The sequence below is a fragment of the Haloferax prahovense genome (genome assembly GCF_000723845.1).
GTDB classification, from domain to species: Archaea; Halobacteriota; Halobacteria; order Halobacteriales; family Haloferacaceae; genus Haloferax; species Haloferax prahovense.
Map to the genome: position 1 here is coordinate 202,077 of NZ_LK053000.1, position 23,467 is coordinate 225,543.

The 23,467-nt window shown below is 67.6% G+C and carries 26 protein-coding genes; 9 read left to right on the plus strand and 17 right to left on the minus strand.

Annotated elements, in window-relative coordinates:
* Positions 1 to 55 precede the first annotated feature (55 nt).
* The 8 genes from BN984_RS01015 to BN984_RS01050 form a co-directional block, all read right to left on the minus strand.
* Positions 56 to 406 (minus strand): rhodanese-like domain-containing protein, encoded by a 351-nt coding sequence (locus BN984_RS01015; RefSeq protein WP_049967438.1) that lies wholly within the window; start codon positions 404 to 406, stop codon positions 56 to 58.
* On the minus strand, positions 407 to 970 hold the full coding sequence (locus BN984_RS01020; protein ID WP_008096409.1) for an NUDIX hydrolase: 564 nt from the start codon (positions 968 to 970) through the stop codon (positions 407 to 409). It abuts the gene before it with no gap.
* Positions 967 to 1,470: a DUF5809 family protein gene (locus BN984_RS01025; RefSeq protein ID WP_008096408.1), complete on the minus strand. Its 504-nt coding sequence runs from the start codon at positions 1,468 to 1,470 to the stop codon at positions 967 to 969. Before BN984_RS01025 ends, BN984_RS01020 begins: the two co-directional genes overlap by 4 nt.
* 24 nt (positions 1,471 to 1,494) lie before the next feature.
* Positions 1,495 to 1,983 carry a DUF5810 domain-containing protein gene (locus BN984_RS01030; RefSeq protein WP_008096406.1) on the minus strand — a complete coding sequence of 163 codons (489 nt, stop codon included), beginning with the start codon at positions 1,981 to 1,983 and terminating at the stop codon, positions 1,495 to 1,497.
* Positions 1,984 to 2,231: 248 nt separating this feature from the next.
* Entirely contained in the window at positions 2,232 to 2,579 is a 348-nt protein-coding gene (locus BN984_RS01035; protein WP_008096404.1) for a HalOD1 output domain-containing protein, read from the minus strand.
* 161 nt (positions 2,580 to 2,740) lie between these two features.
* The gene (locus BN984_RS01040; protein ID WP_049913692.1) at positions 2,741 to 5,953 is read right to left on the minus strand and encodes a bacterio-opsin activator domain-containing protein; all 3,213 of its coding nucleotides are present in this window, start codon (positions 5,951 to 5,953) and stop codon (positions 2,741 to 2,743) included.
* Positions 5,954 to 6,035: 82 nt separating this feature from the next.
* Positions 6,036 to 6,524: a ribosomal protein S18-alanine N-acetyltransferase gene (gene rimI, locus BN984_RS01045; RefSeq protein ID WP_049967439.1), complete on the minus strand. Its 489-nt coding sequence runs from the start codon at positions 6,522 to 6,524 to the stop codon at positions 6,036 to 6,038.
* A 166-nt stretch (positions 6,525 to 6,690) separates the two neighbouring features.
* Entirely contained in the window at positions 6,691 to 8,655 is a 1,965-nt protein-coding gene (locus tag BN984_RS01050; RefSeq protein WP_008096398.1) for an aconitate hydratase, read from the minus strand.
* Positions 8,656 to 8,959: 304 nt separating this feature from the next.
* Here BN984_RS01050 and BN984_RS01055 point away from each other — a divergent pair, with 304 nt between their 5' ends.
* From BN984_RS01055 to BN984_RS01075, 5 genes are all read left to right on the plus strand, one after another.
* The gene (locus BN984_RS01055) at positions 8,960 to 9,433 is read left to right on the plus strand and encodes a deoxyuridine 5'-triphosphate nucleotidohydrolase (protein WP_004976305.1); all 474 of its coding nucleotides are present in this window, start codon (positions 8,960 to 8,962) and stop codon (positions 9,431 to 9,433) included.
* A 403-nt stretch (positions 9,434 to 9,836) separates the two neighbouring features.
* The gene (gene pan2 / locus BN984_RS01060; RefSeq protein WP_008096396.1) at positions 9,837 to 11,075 is read left to right on the plus strand and encodes a proteasome-activating nucleotidase Pan2; all 1,239 of its coding nucleotides are present in this window, start codon (positions 9,837 to 9,839) and stop codon (positions 11,073 to 11,075) included.
* A gap of 107 nt (positions 11,076 to 11,182) precedes the next feature.
* A complete protein-coding gene (locus tag BN984_RS01065) occupies positions 11,183 to 11,656 on the plus strand; it encodes a pyruvoyl-dependent arginine decarboxylase (protein WP_049967440.1) in 474 nt (157 codons plus the stop codon).
* Between the two features lie 93 nt (positions 11,657 to 11,749).
* A complete protein-coding gene (locus tag BN984_RS01070) occupies positions 11,750 to 12,598 on the plus strand; it encodes a sensor histidine kinase (RefSeq protein WP_008096392.1) in 849 nt (282 codons plus the stop codon).
* Between the two features lie 148 nt (positions 12,599 to 12,746).
* Positions 12,747 to 13,130: a DUF5811 family protein gene (locus tag BN984_RS01075; protein ID WP_004976300.1), complete on the plus strand. Its 384-nt coding sequence runs from the start codon at positions 12,747 to 12,749 to the stop codon at positions 13,128 to 13,130.
* A gap of 270 nt (positions 13,131 to 13,400) precedes the next feature.
* Here BN984_RS01075 and BN984_RS19295 read toward each other — a convergent pair whose 3' ends face one another.
* On the minus strand, positions 13,401 to 13,835 hold the full coding sequence (locus tag BN984_RS19295) for a hypothetical protein (RefSeq protein ID WP_152420039.1): 435 nt from the start codon (positions 13,833 to 13,835) through the stop codon (positions 13,401 to 13,403).
* Between the two features lie 311 nt (positions 13,836 to 14,146).
* Here BN984_RS19295 and BN984_RS19580 point away from each other — a divergent pair, with 311 nt between their 5' ends.
* Entirely contained in the window at positions 14,147 to 14,308 is a 162-nt protein-coding gene (locus tag BN984_RS19580) for a hypothetical protein (protein ID WP_181950671.1), read from the plus strand.
* Between the two features lie 29 nt (positions 14,309 to 14,337).
* Here the strand turns inward: BN984_RS19580 and BN984_RS01080 are convergent, their stop codons facing one another.
* Both BN984_RS01080 and infB read right to left on the minus strand, forming a co-directional pair.
* Positions 14,338 to 14,661 (minus strand): hypothetical protein, encoded by a 324-nt coding sequence (locus tag BN984_RS01080; RefSeq protein ID WP_049967441.1) that lies wholly within the window; start codon positions 14,659 to 14,661, stop codon positions 14,338 to 14,340.
* 73 nt (positions 14,662 to 14,734) lie between these two features.
* Positions 14,735 to 16,537: a translation initiation factor IF-2 gene (infB, locus tag BN984_RS01085; protein ID WP_049967442.1), complete on the minus strand. Its 1,803-nt coding sequence runs from the start codon at positions 16,535 to 16,537 to the stop codon at positions 14,735 to 14,737.
* 195 nt (positions 16,538 to 16,732) lie between these two features.
* Between infB and BN984_RS01090 the strand changes: the two genes are divergently transcribed.
* Entirely contained in the window at positions 16,733 to 16,978 is a 246-nt protein-coding gene (locus BN984_RS01090) for a PRC-barrel domain-containing protein (RefSeq protein ID WP_008096388.1), read from the plus strand.
* 18 nt (positions 16,979 to 16,996) lie between these two features.
* Entirely contained in the window at positions 16,997 to 17,455 is a 459-nt protein-coding gene (locus BN984_RS01095; protein WP_008096387.1) for an NOB1 family endonuclease, read from the plus strand.
* Positions 17,456 to 17,494: 39 nt separating this feature from the next.
* Here the strand turns inward: BN984_RS01095 and BN984_RS01100 are convergent, their stop codons facing one another.
* Entirely contained in the window at positions 17,495 to 18,232 is a 738-nt protein-coding gene (locus tag BN984_RS01100) for a CPBP family intramembrane glutamic endopeptidase (RefSeq protein WP_008096386.1), read from the minus strand.
* A 329-nt stretch (positions 18,233 to 18,561) separates the two neighbouring features.
* The gene (locus tag BN984_RS01105; RefSeq protein WP_008096385.1) at positions 18,562 to 19,854 is read right to left on the minus strand and encodes a hypothetical protein; all 1,293 of its coding nucleotides are present in this window, start codon (positions 19,852 to 19,854) and stop codon (positions 18,562 to 18,564) included.
* A 72-nt stretch (positions 19,855 to 19,926) separates the two neighbouring features.
* Between BN984_RS01105 and BN984_RS01110 the strand changes: the two genes are divergently transcribed.
* On the plus strand, positions 19,927 to 20,460 hold the full coding sequence (locus BN984_RS01110; RefSeq protein ID WP_008096384.1) for a hypothetical protein: 534 nt from the start codon (positions 19,927 to 19,929) through the stop codon (positions 20,458 to 20,460).
* A 49-nt stretch (positions 20,461 to 20,509) separates the two neighbouring features.
* Here BN984_RS01110 and BN984_RS01115 read toward each other — a convergent pair whose 3' ends face one another.
* From BN984_RS01115 to BN984_RS01130, 4 genes are all read right to left on the minus strand, one after another.
* The gene (locus tag BN984_RS01115) at positions 20,510 to 21,214 is read right to left on the minus strand and encodes a TVP38/TMEM64 family protein (protein ID WP_049967443.1); all 705 of its coding nucleotides are present in this window, start codon (positions 21,212 to 21,214) and stop codon (positions 20,510 to 20,512) included.
* Positions 21,211 to 21,915, minus strand: coding sequence for a CehA/McbA family metallohydrolase (locus BN984_RS01120; RefSeq protein ID WP_049967444.1), 705 nt, complete (start codon positions 21,913 to 21,915; stop codon positions 21,211 to 21,213). The genes BN984_RS01115 and BN984_RS01120 overlap by 4 nt, the downstream gene beginning before the upstream one ends.
* Positions 21,912 to 22,610, minus strand: a complete 699-nt coding sequence (locus BN984_RS01125; protein WP_049967445.1) for a CDP-alcohol phosphatidyltransferase family protein — start codon at positions 22,608 to 22,610, stop codon at positions 21,912 to 21,914. Before BN984_RS01125 ends, BN984_RS01120 begins: the two co-directional genes overlap by 4 nt.
* 127 nt (positions 22,611 to 22,737) lie before the next feature.
* A complete protein-coding gene (locus BN984_RS01130) occupies positions 22,738 to 23,373 on the minus strand; it encodes a GNAT family N-acetyltransferase (RefSeq protein WP_049967446.1) in 636 nt (211 codons plus the stop codon).
* Positions 23,374 to 23,467: the final 94 nt, after the last annotated feature.

A 23,467-nucleotide genomic window follows, 5' to 3' on the forward strand; every position in this document is an offset into this window, starting at 1 on the left:
CAGTCGCCCGACCGCTCGTGTCCGCGGCCGCGTCACGCGTCAGCGACGCCGCCGCTCAGCGGCGTCCATCGCCGCGCCCGCCCTCGTCGATGCCCTCTTCGAGCGGGCCGGCCCACGCGTCGAGTCCGCCGGCCATGCTCTCGATACGGGCGTTTTCGGTCCCCTCGTAGGCCGAAAGCAGGCGGACGGCCTGCACGCTCGCCTCGCCCCGCGGACAGACGGTGACGATGCGCTCTGCGCCCGCGATGCGGTCGAGGTGCGAGACGAGGTCGGAAAGCGGGACGTTGATGCTCCCCGGCACGTGCCCGAGCGCGAACTCGGCCTCGGTGCTCACGTCGACGACGAGCGGCGGGTCCTCTCCGTCGAGGAGTTCTTCGACCGCCGCGGGGGAGATTTCGTCGACCATCTACAGCAGGCCCTCGTCGCGGGCGAGGAGGACGCCCTCGACGGTCGCGTCGTTCGTCGGCGGTTCGGTCGCTCGCCCGATGGCCTCCTCGACCGGCACGGCGCGGACCGAGAGGAACTCGTTGTCGTCGAGGTCGCGTTCGACCGGCGTGAGCCCCTCGGCGAAGACGAAGCCGCGGCGGTGGCGGAGGACGCCGGTCGAACACCACACGTCGCCGATGACCGACGCGGAGTCGGCGGCGAAGCCGGTCTCCTCGCGGAGTTCGCGCAGTCCGGCGTCGGTGAACGACTCGCCCTTCTCGACGACGCCCGCGGGGAGTTCGAACTGGGTCTGGCGGATGTTCGGCCGGTACTGCTCGACGAAGACGACGTGGTCGTCCGCGACGGCGACGACGACCACCGCGGTCGCCAGTTCGGCCCAGTAGTAGCGCTTCGTGGTCCCGTTGGGCTGTTCGACGAGGTCGTAGCCGCCGGTGAACCAGCCGGTCTCGTACTCGGTTTCGGATTCCAGCACGCGCCACTCGGGGTCGGGCAGGCGCTCGTGACGGCGGCCGTCGTCGGTCATCGGTCTGCTCCGGTCGCGTCGTCGTCGGTCTCGGCGTCGTCGTCGTCGGCCGCGGCCGCCTCGTCGCTCTCGGCTTCCTCCCCGAGGAGCGCGTCGCGGTAGACGCGGCCGAAGGCGTTGCGTCGGAGCGTACTGACGGCGGCGTCTCGCTCGTTTTGGAACGTCGTCGCCAGCACCGTCTCGGCGAACGGAACCGCGTGCCACGCGACGCGGTCCACGTCGGGGTTGCCGAGTTCGACGACCTCGTAGCGCTCGTGGGCCGCGCGCCAGTCGTCGAACTCGTCGCGCGTGCCGACGGAGACCGAAAGCGACTCGGCGAACAGCGCGTTGCGGACGGTCTCGATTACGTCGCCGGTCACGCGCGCTCGGTACTCCTCGCGGTCGAAGTCCATCGCCTTGGCCGTCTCGCGGACGACCACCTGTGCGGTCGGTCCGACGCGGTCGAAGGCGGCCTCGGCCTCGTCGAGCGACGCCGGAGCAATCGTCCCGTGGGTTTCCATCGCCAGTCGATTCGGGGCCCGGACTTACGACTCTTTCCTGTCCGCGTCGTCGTCGGCACTGTCGGCGTCGCCGGCGTCGTCACGCCCCGCGTGCTCGTCGTCGCCGGTTTCCTCGCCGTCTTCTCCCTCCTCGTACATCTCGCGGGTGAGCGACTGCGCCTCCTCGAAGATGCGCGCCGCGTCGCCAGACAGCGACTGCGACCCGCCGGAGCCGCCGAACTGCTGCGGCTGTCGGTCGGGGATGTCGTGGCCATGATTGTGGTCGTGACCGTGACCTCGGCCTCCCGTGCGGTCGACCGTGTCCTCGAACACCTCGTCGAACTCCCGTTCCTCGGCCAGGTCGGAGACGAGCGGGCCGAGCGAGTCGGCGTTCAGGTCGGCCCACTCGGGAGCGTGTTCGTCCAGCCACGTCTCGTGGTCGTCGCCGTGGACGATGGCCTGCAACGCGAGGTGGTTCGCGAGGTGCGTCTCGTCGCGCTGCGGCGCGTCGCAGACCGGACAGGCGTATCCCATGCCCTCCGGTAGCGGCTCTGTGTACCAAAACCCGTCGCACTCTCGCGTCGTGCTCTGTCGCGTCGTGCTCTGTCGCGTTGCATCGCATCGCGCCGCGTCGGCGTCGTCGGTCGTCAAAGGAAATGTGGCCGCGTCGCCCGCGCGGTGGTGGGTGGGTCGCAGGCGACAGGTGGCTCTCGCGGCACCTCGTTCGGTGCCGCGTCGTGTGGTGGTGGGTGGTGATACCGATTCGTTCGTGTGTCGATGCGTCAGGCGGACTTGACGATGACCGTTCCGTCGGCCCAGACGGTCACGTCGCAGGCAGCGTACCGGAACCCGATTCGACCGCGCGATGGGACGACCGACCCGCGGGTGCCGCCGTCCGTCGCCGGTGTCCGCGCCAGCGGAGCGAACAGTTGGCAGAGCGCGTCGGGGTCGATAGTCTCGGACAGCGGCGGGAGGTTGACGGCGTCCACGTCTTTCAACTGGGCGGCCGCGGTGACGACGGTCACCGCGAGGGTGTCTCGTCCGCCCCAGTCGTGTCGGGCGACGACCTCGTCGGTCGCCCCCGTATTCCATCCCACATCGTTGCCCGGTAACACGCGAGTTTCGTCCATGGTTCGGTTCGCGTCGGCGCCTCGCCGACACCCGTGCCGACGACGCTCGTGGATATATCGGTCGCTGCTATCCAACTAGTGGTGGCGCGCGCGCCACCTCTAGGTACCTAGAACCGTAACTGAAAATCAGCTGGTATCGCTGGGTCCCATGTGGTATGGTATCATTCGAAGACGCGCTCGACCAGTTTTCGCTCGGCCGCGCGCAGGTGGTACTGGTAGGTCGGCGCGCTGATGTCGAACGTCTCGGCGAGCGTCTCGGCGGTGCTGCGGCGCGGCCACTCGTAGAATCCGGCGAGGTGGGCCGCCCGAATCGACTCGTACTGTCGGCTCGTCCACGCCTCGCGCATCTCGGCAGCGAACGTCTGCGGCGACTCGGTGCCGTCGTCCGTGGTCCGCCGCGACAGCAGACTCGTCCCCGGGTAGTTCGAGTCGAGCGCGTCGACGAACGAGCGGACCCGGATTCGCTCCGGCACCTCGGCGGTGAGCGTGGTCTGGGTCGGCGTCGCGTCGAGCGCGCGCAGGGTCGCCTCCGAGGCGTACAGCGTCTCGAACAGCGACTCCCGCGGGAGGCGGAGTTCGAACAGGGACCCCGAGTCGTCGGTCGAGACGTGGCGCACGCGCGTCGCGATGTCCCGCCCGGCGGCGACGACCTCTTCGGGTTCCGCGTCGCTGGCGACGAACGCGATGACGGAGCCGTCGGAGTTCGGGATGACGCCGCCGAGGCTCACCGCGCGACCGACGCGCCGGGCGAGCCGCGACAGCGACAACCGGTCGCCGCCGAGTTGTACCTGCACGTCCGTCCGGCGCTCGGTCAGCATGGCGTCGGCGCGCCCGGTGGCCGCGAGGGCGTAGCCGACCGTCTCGCCCAGGTCGGTGAGCAGGCCGTCGTCGTCGGCGAAGGCGTCCGGGTCGGTGGCGTGGACGACGAACAGCGCCTCCACCCGGTCGTCGGCGACCGCGGGGATGACCGCGATAGCGCGGAACCCGTAGCTGAGGGCGTCGCCGCGGTGGTCGGCCCACGCGGGGTCGTCGAGCACGTCCGCTATCACCTGTATCTCCCGGGTCTCCACGGCAGCTTCGAGCAGGGGAAACAGCGGTTCCGCGGACGCAACCTCTCCGAGTCGGTCGGCGTAGGCGGTGTCAGCGCCGTGGACCGCGTCGCTCGTCGGCCGGTACGTCTCGTCCACGTCCCTGGCCTCTGCGTGCCAGACGATGGCGTAGTCGTCGGCGTCGACGAGGTGCTTGGCCACGGCCGAAAGCGCCTCGCCGCGGGTCGGCGCGCGGATGAGCGACTGGTTGATGTTCCGGATGGTCGCGTTGATTCGGTCGAGTCGGGTGAGCGCCTCGTTCTGGGCCTCGAGCCGCCGGTCGCGCTCGCGTAGCTCCGCCTCGGCGTCGATTCGGTCGAGCAGTTCCTCGACGGTCGCAGAAAGCAGGTTCACGAGCTCCACGTCGACCTCGTCTGGCGCGACGGTGCCGGGGTGGCCGGTGACGAGGACGCCGTGACGACCGAGCGGCGCGGCGATGACGCGCTCGACGCCGTCGACGACGCCCCCGTCGGGCGCGATTTCGATCACGCGGACCTCGCCGGAGACGAACGCGTCCCAGACCCCGCCGCGGTCGAGGCCGCCCCCGACCGGCTTGTCGCCGAGGCCGGTTCCGGCCGCGCCGACGCGGACGAGGCTCGTGTCCGCCTCGTCGAAGACGAACAGCTCCGTCCGGGCGTCGCCAAGCACCTCGTCGCAGGCATCGACGGCGGCCCGGAGGACCGCCTGTCGGTCGGTCGCGCCCATCATCTCTCGGGTCCGGTCGTGGAGCGTCGCGAGCAGGCGCTCGTAGCGGTGTCGCTTCGTCACGTCGCGGAGGACGCCGACCGAGCCGACTTCCTCGCCGCCGACGACCAGCGGCGTCCGGTGGTCTTCGACTCTGACGACCCCCTCGTCGGGCGTCCGCAGGTCCAACTCCACGATTCCCTGCGAGGTCGACGCGAACGCCTCGTCGCTGCCGTCGGTCGCGCTCGCGTTCTCGGTGAGCAACGCCGTGGACGACCCGATGACGCGGTCGCGCTCGAGTCCGGTGAGGCGCTCGAACGCGGGGTTGACCGCCGCGAACCGCCCCTCGTCGTCCAGCGCGTACACCGCGTCGGCGACGGCCGCTAGCATCCGCCCGTACTGCTCGGCTTCGACCTCGTGTTCCAACTGTTCCGTGATGTCTGTGAAGTAGACGGACAGCCCCGTCTCTGAGGGGTACGCCCGAACCGCGTACCACGTTTCGAGGCGGTCGTAGTACTGCTCGAAGGTCGCCGGCTCCTGTCGCTCCATCGCTCGCTCGAACTCCTCGCGGAAGACGGCCGACTCGGGCACCGAGTCCCAGATGCGTGTCCCCAACACCGCCGCGGCTGACATCCCGAGGCCGTGTTCGGCCGTCGAGTTGACGTAGGTGACGCGCCAGTCCGCGTCGAACCCCATCACCGCCTCGTCCATCCGCTCTAAGACCTCCGAGAGGGCGCTTTTCAGCTCGTTCCGTTCGGTCGCCGCGCCGACGACGGCGGCGATGTTCTCCAAGAAGAGCACGTCGTCGTCGGAGAACTGCCCGCGGGCGACGCCGTGGACGGCGATGACTCCCCACCGGGTGTCGTCGCCGCCGATAGCCGCGCTCATTCCGCTTTTCGGTCCCGACGGGCCCGCGCCGGTCGCGTGCTCGAAGCGCTCGTCGTCGTCGAAGTCGTCGACGAGCGTCGAACGCCCGGACCGGTATGTCTCGACCGCCTGCGTCCCCCCGGCCGCGGCGAGTCCGTGGCCCCGATTCGCCGACCAGCCCGCGGCGGCGGCGACGCGGAACGCGCCGTCGTCGAGGCCCTCGAAAATCGTGACCGAACTGGCGTCGAGCACGTCGCGGACGCGACTCGCGGCGTGGTCGAGCGTCGAGTCGAGGTCGACGGCGGTCAGCGCCCGCGTTCCGATTTCGGAGACGACGCGCTGCTGTTCGATTCGGTCCCGGTGGCTCCGCGCGAGGGTGCACTCGCCGAGCGCCCGCTCGACGCGGAAGGCGAGCCACGACATCGTCTCGGGGTCGTCGTCGCGGACGACGTAGTCCGTCGCGCCGGCTTCGACCGCGCGGGTCGCGGTCTCCTGGTCGGCGGCCGCGACGACGACCGGAACGTCGATGCCCTGGGTGTAGATGTCGCGGACGAACGCCCCCTCGTCGCCGGCCGCCGTGGGGGCGGCCAGGACGATACAGGAGATGGCCGCCGGGGCGGAAACGAGTTCCGCGCGCGCCGCGGCGGGGGTGCGGACGTGCCGGACGGTCGTCGCTCCGTCGAGCGACGACAGCGACGAGTCGAGGGACGCCGCGAACTCGCCGTCGTCACTCAGACAGAGCACGGTGGGGGACGGTAACACAACCCGTGTACGCGGCTCGTCGTGATAAGCGCTCCTTCGGCCGCGAGCGGTCCTGTCAGGCGCGCTGCCACTCCGCCACGTCGAGGACCATGATGTACGCGTCCTCGCCGTCGCCGTAGTAGCCCGGCACCCGGCGGGCGGGCTCGAAGCCGAGGCTCCGGTAGAGGCCGATGGCCGGCTCGTTCGAGACGCGGACTTCGAGCTTCACGACCGTCGCGCCAGCGATGGCCATCGCCGTCAGCGACTGAACGAGCAGCTGCCGGCCGAGGCCGTTCCCGCGGGCCTCCGGGCGGACCGCGAGGTCCTTCACGTGGCCGATGTCGTTGCCGTGGTTCGGCATCACGTCGGCGACGACGTAGCCGAGCACCTCGTCCCCGCGGGCGGCGACGAGGAACGCCGGCTCGTCGACGAACATCTCGAACGCGGAGTACGGCCACGGCTCGGAGAAACACGTCCGCTCGATGCGGAGCACGTCGAGGAGGTCCGCCCGGTCGACCCGCCTGACGACCAAGTCGCCGGCGAGCGCGTCGTCGAACGCCGTCACGCCCGGCGCTACGTGGTTGGCACGCAAAAGCCCGACGGCACGGGTGCGGACGGACGCGGAACCGACGCCGAGACAGACGCGCACGGGAGCGGGCAGTGCACTACTTCCGGCCGCGCGGTGGCCGCCGCTCGCCGGGCGAAAAAGTGAGAAGGTGTGTTGGTCGCGTTCAGTCGTCCGCGGGGGCAGCGCCGCCCTCGGCCTGCTGCTTCGTGAGGGGGAGCTTGCCGCCGGCGGTGAGGATACGACGCTCGCGCTCGGAGGCGTGCAGGTTCGCCGTCGCTTCCCAGTCGTCGTTCACGCGGATGGTGAACTCTTCCTGGCCGGATTCGACGGCTTCGGCAACGTCGTCGACGATCTCGACGTCGTCGCCCTGTTCGATCTTCGCGTAGGTCTCCTCGTCGATGGCGAGGGGGACGATACCGAAGTTGAACAGGTTCGCCTTGTGGATGCGGGCGAACGACTGCGCGAGGACGGCCTCGATGCCGAGGTACATCGGACACATCGCGGCGTGTTCGCGGGAGGAACCCTGACCGTAGTTCTCGCCCGCGACGAGGACGCCGGTGCCGGCATCCTTGGCGCGCTGGGCGAACGTCTCGTCGACGCGCGAGAGCGTGAAGTCCGAGAGGCGCTCGATGTTCGAGCGGAACTTGAGGATGTCGGACGTCGCCGGGATGATGTGGTCGGTCGTGATGTTGTCCTCCATCTTCAGGAGGGTCTCACCCGAGATGTGGGAGCCGAGGGGGTCCTGCAGCGGGACTTCGCCGATGTTCGGGCCCTTGATGAGCTCGTCGTCGATGGCGTCTTCGGCGTAGATGAGGTCCGTCTTCGAGCCGTTGTACTTGTCGGGGAGCTCGACGCCGGGGGCGTCGAGACCGAGTTCGTCGGCGAGGTCGCGCGGGTCGACGATTTCGCCCTTGAGCGCCGCGGCGGCGGCGACCTGCGGCGAGCAGAGGTAGACGTTGTCCTCTTCGATGCCCGAGCGCCCCTCGAAGTTGCGGTTGAAGGTGCGCAGCGAGACGGAGTCGGAGGCGGGGACGTGGCCGATACCGATACACGGACCACAGGTCGCCTCGGAGACGTTGACGCCGGCCGCCATCATCTCTGCCGTCCAGCCCTCGCGGGCGAGCATCTCGCCGGCCTGCTTCGAACCGGGCGCGACGATCATCTCGAGGTGCTTTGCGACTTCCTGGTCCTTGACCATCTTCGCGGCCGGGAGGACGTCCTCGTAGCCGCCGTTGGTACAGGAACCGACGAGGACCTGCTCGACCTTCTCGCCGGCGACTTCGCGGACCGGAACCACGTTGTCGGGCATCGACGGGCAGGCGATGAGCGGTTCGAGGTCGCCGAGGTCGATGACGATTTCGTCGGCGTATTCGGCGTCGTCGTCGGCCGTCAGCTCGATGTACTCGTCGCCGCGACCCTGGCGCTCGAGGTAGTCCTTGGTCTTCTCGTCGGTCTCGAAGAGCGACGAGGTGGCACCGAGTTCGGTCCCCATGTTGGTGATGGTGGTTCGCTCGGGCACGGTGAGCGATTCAGCACCGGGGCCGGTGTACTCGAACACCTTGCCGACGCCGCCCTTGACGGTCTCGCGGCGGAGCATCTCGAGGATGACGTCCTTCGCGGAGGACCACTCGGGGAGTTCGCCTTCGAGGCGGACGTTCACGACTTCCGGCATCTCGACGTAGTACGCGCCGCCACCCATGGCGACAGCGATGTCGAGGCCACCGGCACCGATGGCGAGCTGGCCGAGGCCGCCGGGCGTCGGCGTGTGGGAGTCCGAGCCGAGGAGCGTCTTGCCGGGCGCGGCGAAGTTCTCCTTGTGGACGTTGTGGCAGATACCGTTACCGGGGCGGGAGAAGTGGGCACCATATGTCCCGGCCGCGGAACGGAGGAAGCGGTGGTCGTCCGTGTTCTTGAAGTCGAACTGGTAGGTCTGGTGGTCGCAGTACTGGGCGGCGAGTTCGGTCTGGGCCTCGTCGAGGTCGAGCGCCTCGAACTGGAGCCAAACCATCGTCCCAGTCGTGTCCTGCATCAGGACTTGGTCGATTTCGATTCCGATCTCCTCTCCGGGGGTGAGGTCACCCTCGACGAGGTGGTCCGAGAGAATCTTTTCCGTGAGCGTCTGTCCCATAACACCCGAACGTCGATGGTCCTCGGATATAAATCCCGCGTACTTCCCTATCTTCGAACGTGAACGATAGCGCCGTCTCGGGGTTTCTAGCGTCTAAGGGCCATTAAACTCCTTGTTGGTTCTCCCATGTGACTTGTCACCGCGGGGGCCGTCACCGCCCCAAATGGAGGGTGATTCGGTCCCTCTATCAGCTCGAAAACGGGGTGGTTTAGACCGCGTCACGACCCCGGTACCGACACCATCCCCGGGCCGCCGGCCGCCCGAGGTTCGGCACAGTTTTGCGCCCCCTGAACGGGGTTCGGATATGCACCGCGCTGGCTCGTTCGTCGCACAGCACATCTCGCCGGTCACGGCCGAACAGGTCCAACCGAACGGCGTCGACCTGACGCTCGAAGCGGTCCTCGAACAGGTCGAACCGGGCCGCCTCGGCCGCGAAGGGAAGACCATCGGCGAGCGTCGGCCCCTCGAGTTCGCCGACCCGGACGCCGAGACGTACCGACTCGACCCCGGCGGCTACGTCCTCCAGTACGCCGAGACGGTCCACATCCCGGAGGACCACGTCGGCTTCATCTACCCGCGGTCGTCGCTCATGCGGAACTCCTGTATGCTGAACACGGCCGTCTGGGACGCCGGCTACGAGGGGAAAGGAGAGGGGCTCTTGCAGGTCCACCACCCGGTCGAACTCGAACGCGGCGCGCGCGTGGCTCAAATCGTCCTCGCGGACGCGAACCACGACGGGACCTACGACGGTAGCTATCAGGGCGAGCGGACCCGCTGATGGTTCCGGTCGATGGCTCTCCGGAGGCATCGCTCGGCGGATAGTACCGAATGAATACCGACATCTCGATTTACGGGACGTTCTCGGCGATGACGAATTCCTTTCAAGTCGATGGGCGTCGTATCTGTCTTCGCGGAGGGCATGTCGGGCCGAAACGAGGGGCGACCTGTACACACCGAACCTCCGCAACTTCCTCCTTCCACATCTTCTTGAGTGCGCCCGTGTTCCTGCTGGACCTGTGTTCGCTTCGCGCGAGTCGTAGACACCGCCCGCGGGCCTTCGATTCGCCCGGCAGGCGAGCGGCCACGGTGGCGCTGTCACCTAAAACCGCTTCGAGCGGCGCACTCGTGTTCTCTGACCCAAAGGCACATTTACGCGCATGCCTAAGTGTGGCCAATCACTGATGTCACGGAGTCCATCTCTCCCGGAACGTCCTCATCTCGATCTGGACCCCGAGATGTCGGATGCAGAGCGCCTCTCTGCACTCCGCCAGCACTTCGAACGCATGGTCGACGTCAACCGCGAACTCGACCAGCGGCTCCAGAACGCCGACGACCGTCACGCCGAACTGGTCGACGAGGTCGACCAGATGAAGGCGCGAAACGAGGCCCTGAAGACGGCCTCGTACTACATCGCCACGGTCGAAGAACTGACCGACGACGGCGTCATCATCAAGCAGCACGGGAACAACCAGGAGGTCCTGACCGAATTCGCACCGAGCCTGAACATCGACGACATCGAACCCGGCGACCGCGTCGCCATCAACGATTCGTTCGCCGTCCAGACTATCCTCGACGACGAGACGGACGCGCGGGCGCAGGCGATGGAGGTCGTCGAGTCGCCGACGGTCACCTACGACGACATCGGCGGCATCGACGAGCAGGTCCGCGAGGTCCGCGAGGCGGTCGAACAGCCCCTCGAGAACCCCGAGATGTTCGAGGAAGTCGGCATCGACCCGCCCGCGGGCGTGCTCCTGTACGGCCCGCCGGGGACCGGCAAGACGATGCTCGCCAAGGCCGTCGCCAACGAGACCAACGCCTCGTTCATCAAGATGGCCGGCTCCGAACTCGTCCAGAAGTTCATCGGCGAGGGCGCGCGGCTCGTCCGCGACCTGTTCAAGCTCGCCGCCGAGCGCGAACCGGTGGTCATCTTCATCGACGAAATCGACGCCGTCGCCTCGAAGCGCACGGACTCGAAGACCTCCGGCGACGCCGAGGTTCAGCGCACGATGATGCAGCTCCTCTCGGAGATGGACGGCTTCGACGACCGCGGTGACATCCGCATCATCGCGGCGACGAACCGCTTCGACATGCTCGACGAGGCCATTCTCCGGCCGGGCCGGTTCGACCGCCTCATCGAGGTTCCCAAGCCCGCCGTCGAGGGCCGCCGCCGTATCCTCGACATCCACACCCGCGACATGAACGTCGCCGACGACGTGGACCTCGACGCGCTCGCCGAGGAACTCGACGACTACTCCGGCGCGGACATCGCGTCGCTCACGACCGAGGCCGGGATGTTCGCCATCCGCGACGGCCGGACGGAGGTGACGGGAGCGGACTTCGACGCCGCGCACGAGAAGCTCTCGAACGTCGAGGAGTCCGGCACCGGCCCCATCTCGGGCTTCACGGACTACCAGTACTGAACCGGTCGGGAACCGGCGTCGCGGCGGTCGTCGACGCCTCCGCCTCACCCCGGCTTTCGAGCGCCACTATTCGTAACCCCCTTTTCCGCCGCCGCGAGAGTTCGGACATGAACACGATTCGCGTCGTCCGCGGGGTCGGCACCGCCCCCACCGAGATGGCGTCGTACGACGCCGCCCTCGCCGCCGCCAACGTCCACAACTACAACCTCGTCGCCGTCTCCTCGGTCGTCCCCGCCGACGCGACCGTCGAGGCGGTCGACGTGGCCCCCGACCTCGGCCCGGCGGGCAACCGACTGACCGTGGTGCAGGCCCGCGAGACCACCTCGACGCCCGGCGAGACGGTCGTCGCCGGCCTCGGCTGGGCGACCGGCTCCGGACCCGGCCTGTTCTACGAGGCGTCCGGCACCGACGAAGCGAGCGTTCGCGCGGCCGTCATCGACGGGCTCGAATCGGGCCGGAACCTCCGCGAGTGGTCGTTCGACGACGAGGACGTCGCGCTCACGACCGGGACCCACGAGGGCGACGGCTACACCACCGCCGTCACGGTCGCGGCCTACGGGCAGAGCGAATCTGTCTTCTAAACCGCCCGTGCGGTGACCGACGGACTCATCAGCTTTTGTGAGAATCCCTCCAGCATGAGTGGTGACGCGCCGTTCGACCTGTCTCCCGGGCGAGTGGCGCTTATCTACGCCGCCTTCGGCTTCCTCTGGGTCGCGACGAGCGACAGTCTCGTAGAGGGACTCCCGAACCACGAACTCATCCAGACGGCGAAGGGATGGCTGTTCGTCGGCCTCTCGGCGCTGTTGGTGTACGCCCTCGTCAACCGGAGTCAGTCCAAACTAAACCGGACCTCCGAGCAACTGGAGTCGACGCTCGCACACACGAGCGTCCTCCATCGAATCCTCAGACACGACATCAGAAACGCCTGCACCGCCATCCTCGGCTACGCCGAACTCGTCGAGTCGAAAGGCGACGCGGGTTCGAACATCGACCCGGTCCAGGCGATTCAGGAGCGCGCGAACCGGCTGGTCGAAGTGAGCGACGAGGTCGCGCTCCTCCGCACCGTCGAACTCGCTGAGGGGAACGAGGTCGACGTCGACCTCTCCTGTGCGGTCGCGGACGCCGTCGAGGATCTCGAAATGGAGTACCCGGAGGTGCAGGTATCGGTCGCCTCGCCGGAGACGCTCGTCGTGCGGGCGCACCCGGCGCTCCCGCGCAGTCTCGCGGAGTTACTCGACAACGCCGTCGTCCACGCCGACTGCGACGAACCGGAGGTGCACGTCGGCGTCTGGAAACTCGGCGAAGTCGCCGGGGTTACCGTCACCGACAACGGCCCCGGTATCCCCGATGCCGAGCGCGACGCCCTCCTTTCCGGCTCGGAGACGCCGCTTTCGCACACCAGCGGCGTCGGCCTCTGGCTCGTCCGCGCCATCGTCGACGCCTCCGGCGGGTCGCTCGACATCTCGAAGCCGAAGGCCCACGGAACCGTCGTCACCGTATCGCTCCCGCGGACGGCGTCGTGACCGCGCCGCGACCGAGCCGAGACGGTCTCGTCCGCGTCGCGACGGTCTCGTCCGCGTCGCAACCGCGTTATCTCCCGGTTTCGATTCGCTCGCCACATCACCGCCGACGACGGCTTTTTACACGTCCTTCCCGTATCGCAGACGACTGATGAACGGGAACAACCCATATGCGGGCGCTCCCGGCGTGGCTGGGGCCGGCCAGCCGTCGGCCAACCGAGAACTGACCGTCGAGCAGATGGACGCACTCCGGCGGGCCGTCGCCGGCATCGTCTCGCGCACCGAGTCGTACCTCCCCGAGGGGTTCGCCGTCGGCTCGGAGCTCTCGACGGGGTCGAACGGACCGCTGGCGACCGTGGCCGTCCACCCGCCCGTCGGCCACCCCGTCAGCGCCGGCTTCTCGCCGGACGCCGACGAACTCGATGCCGGACTCACCGACGAGGACCGAAACGAGGTCGCCCGCGGACTCGCCGCGACCGCGGCGTTCCAGGTGATGAGCGCCGTCGGCGACGACCTCACGCCCGCCGCGCGGTAACCCCGAACGACCCCCGTCGCCGTCGGGGCCCGAGTGGCCACTGACGCGAGCGCTCCGCTGACGCTCGTCGGCACCGACCGCGGCCCAATTTTTTGGCTCTGTTGAAACCCTCAGAGCTTGATACGTGTGGCGTGACACAGACAGCGGGTGAGTTCATCACGCCCTCAACATTCTACTGTCAATCTGTCAGAACTGGCTCATCGGATTGAATGATCTCATCTTCGATGAATTTAGTCCAGAAGCGTTCCCGCGAGATTACTTACAATTGCTTCAACAATCATTCGAGGAGAAAAACGAAACATGAGGTTCGTCAGTACGATCAACAACTGCCAAAACCTCATGACACCCTTCGTCTTGTTCATCAAGTGTGAGAGAATTCCACGATGTTTGAGCGTCAAGTCTTACGTGAATTGCGAACTTTGCAGAACCGTCTGGCCACTCGTCCTTGATGACTCTGCTGTCAACCTTCGTGATATCTGTCTGCTGATTTGCCGCTTGTTTCAATTCAAATGAAGACCAGTACACGATCTCGTCATTACGCTCAATAAGTAAGTGAGCTGTATGTTGTTCCGGTCGTTGATTGAAAATTTCCACCTGACTGAGGCTGGTACTTGATTGTTCGAAGAAAGAAGTGCACCCGGCAAGACTCGTAGTGAGAGCTGCACCACCCAGCTGGAGGACTTTTCGCCGAGGGACACCTTGCATCATTTCAGAACACTAACAAAGTCTTCAAAAACATTCTGTTCACACATTGGGTTGAGAAATTTCACACGCGGTTGCTTATTCGATAATCTGAATTACAATTCAACCTTGCAAGACTTGCGCTCTGTATTCAGCACGCTTTCAACAAACTATCAGCGGCTGAGGGGTTCAACAGGGCCAATTTTTCGTCACTGCCGACTGGCACTCGCCGCACTCGTTCTCTCGCTCCGCTTCGCGTGCAGTCTCGTCTCCGAGTTCTCTCGTCAGTTCACAACGAGAACAATACACTTCACGGAGGCGGTCGAAAGGGAAGTATGGTTTCGCTTTTCGGCTACGCGGACGAGATTGGCCCGACGACGCTCATCATCGTCGGCTTCCTGCTGTTTGTCTTCCCGGAACCGGCGACGTCGGCCCTCGGCGCGGGACTGATGCTGTTCGGCGTGGCGTACTGGTTCTGGGCGTGGAACCGACCCTGAGCGCGAGACGAGCGTGCGAGTGACCCCGCTCAGACGCTCCCGCGACGGCGGTTTCGACCGTCGTCGTCACGGACGCGAGACGTAACGCTGTCCAGTGTGACGACGGTCTCGGCGGTCGTACCCGACCCGCCGGCCGGACCGGTCACCGACCGCGGCGTCGCAACGAACAACCCGTAGGCGAGCACGGCCGCCGAGACGAGGCCGCTCGCGCCGACGAGGAGTGAGAACGGGAGCGGCGAGAGCGTGCCGACCGCCGTCCCGACGAGAAGTGGGAGCGGCAGTGTCGCGAGGATGGCGTCGTACCGCGTCGCTTCCGAGACGATGCTGTCGCTATGGGGTGTTCGTGTGCGCATGATACCACTCGGCGACGAGTACGAACGTGTGAATAGTAGTTATTTCGCTTGACGGCACGGTCCCGCGGGTCGCCTACTTCCCCCAGAAGGGGTCGCGGCGGCGGTGCTTTTCGAGGTAGCCGGACAGCGCCTCCAGTTCGTCGGTGGGGATGTCGTCGCGGAGTTCCTGTTCGAGAATCTTCGCGTGCTTCTCGGGGAGTTCGATCCAGAGTTCGTCGCCCTCGTCTATCTGCCGGCCGACCGTCGGACCGTCGATGGCGACGCTGACGCGCGACCCGGCGCGGGCGCTCGACACGTCCTCGCCGTTCTCTTGGATGCCCGATAGCTGGCCGACGCGGTTGGGCTCGCCGTCTTCCCACTTCACGACGTTCATGTTGTTCTTGATGGTCCCGGACATGATTTCGACGCCGACGACGGCGGGGTTGTTCTGCCGGAAGACGTGGTCCTGGAGGATACGGAAGCGACACGGGCGGACGATTTTGTCGAGAATCGTCTCCTGCTGGGCGCGTTTCATCTCGTCGACGTACTCCTCGTACTCCTCGACGAGCTGATAGATGACGTCGTCTTCGAACAGCTTCACGTCGTTCTTGTCGAGTTCGGCCTCGGCGTTCGAGAGCACGTCCACGTTGAAGCCGAGGATGACCTTGTGTTCGGGCTCGCGGGCGGTCGAAGCGACGGCCACGTCGCGCGGGGCGATGTCGCCGACCTCGGCGCGAAGGATGGGGACCTCGGCCTCTTGGAGGGCGTTCGCCATCGCTTCGAGGCTCCCGAGCGTGTCGGCCTTGACGACGACGCCCTCCTCCTCGGTGGTGACCTCGATGTCGGCGAGTTCGGCTTCGACCTCGCGGATGACCTCGTCGAGGTCGCGGTCGCCGACGACGCGGACCGGCGCGCCGGCCATCGCGTCTTCGAGGTCGGGGGCGGCGATTTTCACACCGGCCGCGGCACCGACCTCGTCGACCTTGTCGAACCGCTTTTCGGTGCGAATCTCGGCGTTCGGGCGGGGCTGGAGGAGCGCGCGGACCTCGGTGACGATAGGGTCGTTCGCGCCGCCGACGACGATGGTGTCGCCCGCGCGAATCGTCCCGTCGTAGAGAACCACGTCGAGGGTCGCGCCGAAGCCGCGTTCCTCCTTGACTTCGAGGACCGTCCCGGAGCCGGGGCCGGCCACGTCGATGGCCATCTCGTCTTTCATGTAGCGCTGGGAGAGACCCATCAGGACGCCCAGCAGGTCCGGAATGCCCTCGCCGGTGAGCGCCGAGACGGGGACGACGCCGATGTTGGACTGGAAGTTCTGGACGCGCCAGTAGAAGTCAGAGGAAAAGCCCCGGTCGGAGAGTTCGCCGATAATCTCGTACAGCTTCTCGTCGAGTTTCGAGCGGGCGCGCTGTGACTGTTCCTCGTAGGTCTTCTGGATGGGGGCCCCCTCTTGGGGGTTCCAGCCCGGCGTCGTGTCTATCTTGTTCGCGGCTACGATGAACGGCGTCCCCGTTCGTTTGAGGATGTCGATGGCCTCCTCGGTCTGCGGCTGGAAACTGTCGTTCACGTCGACCACGAGGATGGCGATGTCGGCGAGCGCCCCGCCGCGAGAGCGGAGGGTGCTGAAGGAGTGGTGGCCCGGCGTGTCGATGAACAACAGCCCCGGGAGGTCGAAGTCCTCGGGTTTGACCAGGCTGCCGGCCATCTGCGAGACGGTGTCTAAGGGGACCGCGGTCGCGCCGATGTGCTGAGTGATGGCACCTGCCTCACCCTCGCTGACGGCGGAGCCGCGAATCTTGTCGAGAAGACTCGTCTTCCCGTGGTCCACGTGGCCGAGGACGGCCACGATGGGTGTGCGAAGCGTATCGGATTGTGACGTCGAATCAGTGTCGGACATGGAGAATCGCCCCGGAGAAAGCTCTTACCGGAATCGAGTCGGTGACTCAAGTTAAGTCCATCGTCACGGGCGCACGACCCCGCGATTCGCCGTGTCGACTGTTCTCGCGGCTCATGTTCGGGTCCGGACTCGCTCGTCGGCCGCCCGTCAGACGTGCCCGTGTCGTTTATGTGAACCGGCGAGGAAGGGGTGTGTATGGCCGACATACTCGCCGAGAACCTCTCCGGAAAGGCCGTCATGGGGTCCGACGGGACGGAACTCGGGATGCTGTACAACATCACGATGGATCTGAAATCGGGCGAGCTTCACGACCTCCTCGTCCAGCCGAACGAGCAGGTCGCCCCGAGCCGCGTGGCGTTCGACCAGGACGACCGCGGTCGGTTCCGAATCCCGGTGAATCGCGTGCAGGCGGTCAAGGATTACATCGTCGTCCAACGGTAGTTTCAGGATAGATTCTCAATGCGGATTCTCGACGCTTCTGCGTTCATCAACGAGTACCACACCGACGACGAGACGGCCTCGATTCCCCTCGTCAAGGAAGAACTCACCGGCGAGCACGCCTTCCGGTTCGACGCGCTCGAAGGCGCGGGCATGCACGTCCACATCCCCGGACAGGGAACCGTGGACAAGGTGCTCCGCGCCGCGGGCGAGACCGGCGACCGCGACGTGCTCTCGGAGACCGACACGCGCCTCATCGCCGCCGCGTTCGAACTCGACGCGACGCTCGTCACCGACGACTACGCGATGCAGAACGTCGCCGAGCGGCTCAACGTCGGCGTCGAAGTCATCGCCCAAGACGGCATCGCAGAACAGCGGAGCTGGAAGTTCCAATGTCAGGGCTGCGGCCGCGAGTTCGACGAGAACAAAGAGCGCTGTCCCATCTGCGGGATGGAGCTGTCGCGGAAGAACCCGGCATAAGCCGGTCGACCGCTCGACTCGACTTTTCGTCGTTCTTTTTCAGACCATGCCGGTCGCCTGGGCGTAGCTCACGAGGAACTGGACCGCGTTGTACAGCCCGTGGACCAGCGCGGCGACGAGCAGGTTCCCGCTTTTCTCGTAGACGAGCGCGAGGACGCTCCCGAGGAGGAACACCATCCCCAGCGAGACGAAGGCTCCCTCGCCGGAGAACGACCAGACGTGAATCGACGCGAACACCAGACTCGACAGGACGACCGCGGGCGCGGGACCCCAGAGTCGGCGGAGTTCGCCGAAGGCGATGCCCCGGAAGATGAGCTCCTCCGCCGGGCCGACGAGGACGATAGTGACGACGGTGAGATACAGGAAGTACACCGGGTTCTCGCGGCCCTGCTGGGCGATGACGCTGTCGCCGCTCTGGATGCCGAGCGCGGACATCAGCGCCGACGCGCCGAGGTAGACGCCCATCACGGCGACGAACCCGCCCGCAATCCACAGGGCGTCGCGCGCGGTCGGTCGCTCGAATCGAATCAGGTCCCAGTCGTCGCGGGCGGCGAGGTAGCCCGCGCCGACGACGCCGAAGCCGACGAACTGTCCGGCGCTCTGTATCGCGCCGATGAGTGCGGAGTCACCCGGGAACACGCCGCGAGCGAGGCCGCCGGCGAGCGAGCCGAACGTCGCGCCGACGATGAGCGAGAGGGCGACGACGATGATGATGCCACCGTACGCTTGGAGGTGGTCTGCGGGGCTCGCAGACGCGCGGGCGGTGTCGTGTGCCATTGCCCTCCCCTTCGGAACGGGGTCGGATAACCGATTCGGGTCGATTCTCGTGATGCTGTGAAGTCACGTGAGTCTGCGTCGTTTGCGCCGTCTCGAGAGGAGAACCGGACTGCGGGAACCTCTCGAAAGCCCCCGCCGCGACGGCTCCCGCGGGCCGCCGCGGTCCTCAGCCTCCGGCCTGCGGTCCTCACCGCCCCGGGGTTCGCCCTCGCGGCGGCCCCTTTCAGTCCCGCCCCGTGGACTGTTCGGTGGCCGTCGCTGGTTGGTTGTTCTGTGGTCGTCGCAAAAGCTGGTTCTCAGCCGTGGTCGCCGTGAGCCTCTCGCTCCGACTACTCGACGACCAGCCGCGACTTCTCTTCGACCGCGTCGGCCTCCTCGAAGTCGCCGCCGCCGAGCAGGCCGCGAGCGGCGCGTTTGCCCCACTCGACCGCCGGCTGGACGAACGCGTCCACGCTGGCGAGTTCGCCGTAGAGAACGCAGGCGGCCTCCATCGCGTAGAGCAGTTCGCCCAGTCCGTGCTCGTCCACGCGGTCGAGTTCGATGCGGACGTTCGGGCGGTCGGCGGCGACGAGGCTCGCCTCGGTCGCCTCGAACTCGGCGTCGAGCAGTTCGCCGAGCGACGAGCCGCCGAGGTACGCGAGGCCGTCGAGGTCGGTCTCGGGGATGGCAACGTCCTCGCGCTCGGTCGCGCGGACGAGCGTCACGAGCTTGTCGCGCGGGCCGGCGCGGTACAGTTGAAGCTGGGAGTGCTGGTCGGTCGCGCCGAGCGCCCGCAGGGGCGTCTGGCCGAGGCCGTCCTTCCCGAGCGACTCGGCCCACAGCTGGGCGAACCACTCGGAGAACGTTTCGAGCGACTCGGCGTAAGGCATCATCGCGTTCTGGTGCATGCCGCGCTCGGCGAGGGCGTAGGAGACCGCGCCGTAGGCGTACGCGGGCGAGTCGAAAAGCGAGTCCGACAGGCGCGCTTCCTGTGCGGCCGCGCCCTCTAGCACCGCCTCGATGTCGTGGCCGCAGAGGGCGGCGGCGGCGAGGCCGACCGTCGAGAGCACCGAAAAACGGCCGGGGACGCCGTCCGGGACGGGGAGCGACGGGAGGTCGTGCTGGTCGGCGAGGTCGCGGAGGTTGCCCTCCTCGCCGGTCGTGACGAACGTCCGGTCGGCCCAGTCGACGCCCGCGTCGGCCATGGCTTCCTGCACGACGAGGAAGTTCGCCAGCGTCTCGGCGGTCGTGCCGGACCGCGAGACGACGTTGACGACGGTCGACGAGAGGTCCAGCGAGTCGAGGAGGCGCTCGACGGCCTCGGGGTCGACGTTGTCGAGGTAGTAGGCGTCAACGTCGCTTTCGAGGGCGTCGGTGAGGGTGGCCGCGCCGAGGGCGCTGCCGCCGATGCCGACGGTGACGACCGCCGAGGGGTCGTCGAACCGGCTCACGGCGTCGCGAATCGCCGCGGGGTCGGTGCTGTTCGGGAGGTTCAGCGATTCGTAGCCGTGCTCGCCGGCTGCTCGGCCTCGTTCGATGCGGTCGTGGGCGGCCGCGACGCGGCCGTCGAGTCGTTCGAGCGCCTCGCGCGAGACGCCGTGGGCCGACGCCGTGTCGAGGACGTTCCCGAGATCTACCTGCATACAGGATGCCGCGTCGCCCGGCGTCAAAACGACACCGGTCGCTTTAATCGCGGCCGCTCCCAAGGGCGACCGATGGCAGACGACTACGGCGGCGTCGTCGGCGCGTTCCCGTACGCCTTCCGGCACAGCGAGTCGTGGCTGTTCAAGTGCTACGTGCTCGTCGGTGCCCTCGCGACGGGTATCGTCTCGTTGTTCGTCGCCTTCGGACTCGTGGTCCTCATCGGCGCGACCGCCGGCGTCCCCGGCGGCTCGCTCACCCTCTCGCGGTCGTTCTACGTCCTCGTGGGGCTGTTCGTCGTCGCGCCGCTCGTCGCCCCGGTGCTGTTCGTCGCCCGGCGACACCGCCGAACCGGCTCGGAGCCGCGGTACGACCTGAGCCTCGCGCTCGCTGGATTCGTGTTCATGGCGTCGGTGTACGTCGGGCTCGTCGCGTCGGTGCCGGCGGAGCTTCAGACGCCGGCGGAGCCGTTTACTGTGGGTCCCGTGACCGTCTCGGCGCTCGTCCCCGTCGTCCAACTCCTCTACGACCTCCCCGCAATCTACGGACTCGTCCCGCCGGTCGCGTGCGCGGTCGGAATCTACGGCATTCACCGACTGCTCCGATAACCGTCGCCGACTCGTTTTTACCTGACACCGTTCTCACCCGACTCCGTTCTCACCCGATTCTCGCCGCCAACTCGTCGCGGTAGCGGTAGACGACCGCCGAAGCGACGACGCCGACGGCGACGAGGAGCGCGACCGCCTCGTAGTTCGCCGCGCCCGCGCTCTGTCCGGCGGCCGCCGCGAGGGCGAACGTGGGCAGACGACCGACGGCGACGAGGACGACGAGCGTCCGCAGTCGAAGCGGTGAGAGCCCGGCGAGCGCACAGAGCGCGTCGTCCGGGAACGCTGGCAGGAGAAACAGGACGAATAGCCCGGCGACGCCCCGGCGGTCGGCGAAGCCGTCGAACCGCGCGAGCGTGTCGTCGGCAACGAGACGCTCGACCGCGGGCCGGCCGAAGTGCCGGGCGAGCAGGAAGACGACGGCGCTCCCGACGACGACGCCGACCATGCTGTAGACCGTCCCGGCGACCGTCCCGAACAGGTAGCCGCCGACGGCGGCGAGGGCTTGCCCGGGAATCGGCGCGAGAATCACCTGCAGGGTCTGGACGCCGACGAACGCCAGCGGCGCGAACGGACCGGTCGATTCGACGGCCGAGCGGACCCACGCCGGGTCGGCGAGCCGCGGGGCGAACACGGCGACGCCGACCGCGACGGCCGCGCAGGCGACCGCGACGGCCGCGCAGGCGACCGCGACGACGCCGACTCTGGCGAGCGCCGCGTTCCGCGCGGCGGGCGAGGCAAACAGGCGGCGGGTCACAGGAACGAGGCGGTCTTGAGCCGGGCGTTCAGCGCGTACTTCCGCAGGTACTGGCGGGCGGTCGTTCGCGTCCCGCGGGCGACGGTCCGCCCGGCGCGAATCCCGGCTAGGATGGCGTCGGTCGTGACGCCGCCGTCCGCCGCGACCGAGACGGCCGTGTACGCCTGTCCGACTAACGCGGGTCGGTGCGCGTCGCTTCCACCCGTCCCCGGAAGGCCCTCGCGGCGGGCGTAGCGCCGCGCCTGCCCGTTTCTGAACCCGGTGAGCGTGTGCGCGTTGTACACCTCGACGGCGTCCACGTCCCGAATCGCCCGGCGGGACGCGCCGTGGCGGAACGTCTGAAACGGGTGCGGTACGACCGCGAGCCCACCGGACTCGCGGACCGCCCGCGCCGTCTCGGAGAGCGGTCGTCCCGTCGCCGGCGGGTCGTTGACGCCGAGCGCGAGGAGGTGACCGTCGGCCGTCGAGACCTCGACGCCGGGGACGACCCGGACGCCGTATTCGTGGGCGATGTCGAACGCCCGCGGGAGCGACCCGACCGAGTCGTGGTCGGTGATGGCGACCGCGTCCAGGCCGACCGCTGCGGCGCGGGCCAACACCGCCTCGACCGACATCTCGCAGTCGTAGGAGGCGTCGGTGTGGACGTGGAGGTCGACCGCGAGCGTCCGCGCCTCCCGCGAGCTCTGCGTCCGACCGCTCATACCACGCCGAACTCGAGCGCGAGACAGCCGACGACCGTCAGGACGCCGGCGACGCCGACGAGGAGGTGCCCCGCGTCGGTCTTGTACGCCTTGTAGTCGGAGGTCATGAGCGGGCAGACCGCCACGATGGTCGCGCCCGCGACCCAGCCGTTCCACGGCGGGACGAACTGGAGGAGGAAGTAGTTCGCCAGCACGACGAGGTGCGTGTGGACGACCGTCGTTCCGCGGTAGTACGAGGTCCCCGAGTCGTCGCCGAAGCCCTCGCTGTTGTGGCGGATGAGTCGCAGGCCGCCGAAGGTGAGGACGACGAAGCCGACGACGGCGCTCACGACCGGGTTGGGCGCGAGCGCGACGTGGTACAGGAGCGCCGCCGACACGAGGTACGCGAAGATGTCGATGAAGGAGTCTATCTGTCGGCCGAACGCCGAGGCGGTCCCGGTCTTGCGGGCGTAGTAGCCGTCGGCCTTGTCGAAGGCGAAACCGACGAGGACGGCCACGATGGCCCAGTTCGGCTCGCCCGACACGAACAGTATCGCGCCGACCCACGCCCAGAAGAGCGCGCCCAGACTCAACCAGTCGGCGGCCCCGAGCCGCGAAATCATGTTCTCCCCCGTCGATGAGCGCACGACCTCGCTCGCCCGCGCGTCGACCGCGTCCAGCCTCCCGCGAAGTGCTGACCTGAGTTCGTCCGTCATGCCTGTCTGTCCGACACACTCGACCGATTGAGTATAAATTTAACCGCTATAGTATATATAAATCAAATATCTATATATCAACGTTCCCGAACGGAGCGCTCGGGACGGAACTGAGCGCTCTGTACCGCTATGAACGGGGTTTGACGCGCCGCCGTCGCAACGGTCCGGCCCGGTAGTACGCCCGGGTTCGGGCGACTCGAAAGCCGACGCTCTCGAAGGTCCACTGCGACGGTCGGTTGTCGCGGGCGACGAGCGCGTGAACCGTCTCGGCCCCCCGCTCGCCGGCGACCGCGACGGCCCGCGAGACGAGCGCGGTGGCGATGCCGCGGTTCCGCGCCTCGGGCGCGACGAACACCCGGCGGACGTAGCCGCCGGGAAAGCTCACGTCAGTTTCCAGCGGGTGGACGTGGTACGTCAGGCCGGGGTCACCGAGGAAGAGGTAGCCGACGAGGTCGGAGTCCGCGACTTCACCGTTCTCACCACCCTCGCCGTCTCTCTCGCCTCTCCCGACGTCGAACGCGCACACCGCCGTCTCGTCGCCTCTGAGCTCGGAAAACGCGTCGTAGCGGGCTTCGAATCGCCGAGCCACTTCGGGTTCGAGCGCGCGAATCTCGACGCCCGCCGGGGGGCCGCGGCCGACGTCCGCCGCGTCGGCGTCCGCGACGTACTCGTCCATCTGCGTCGCCGTGAGTCCGCGAGCCTTGAGCGCGTCGTAGACGCGGTGGGCCATCTCGGTCCGGGTCAACCGCCAGAGCGCGGGCATCGTCAGTCGCGTCGAAGCGCCGCGAGAAAAGCCCACCGTCGCCGTGGGTACAGGTGGCACACGCGGTCGAACGCGCCCGAAACGGGGAAAAGCC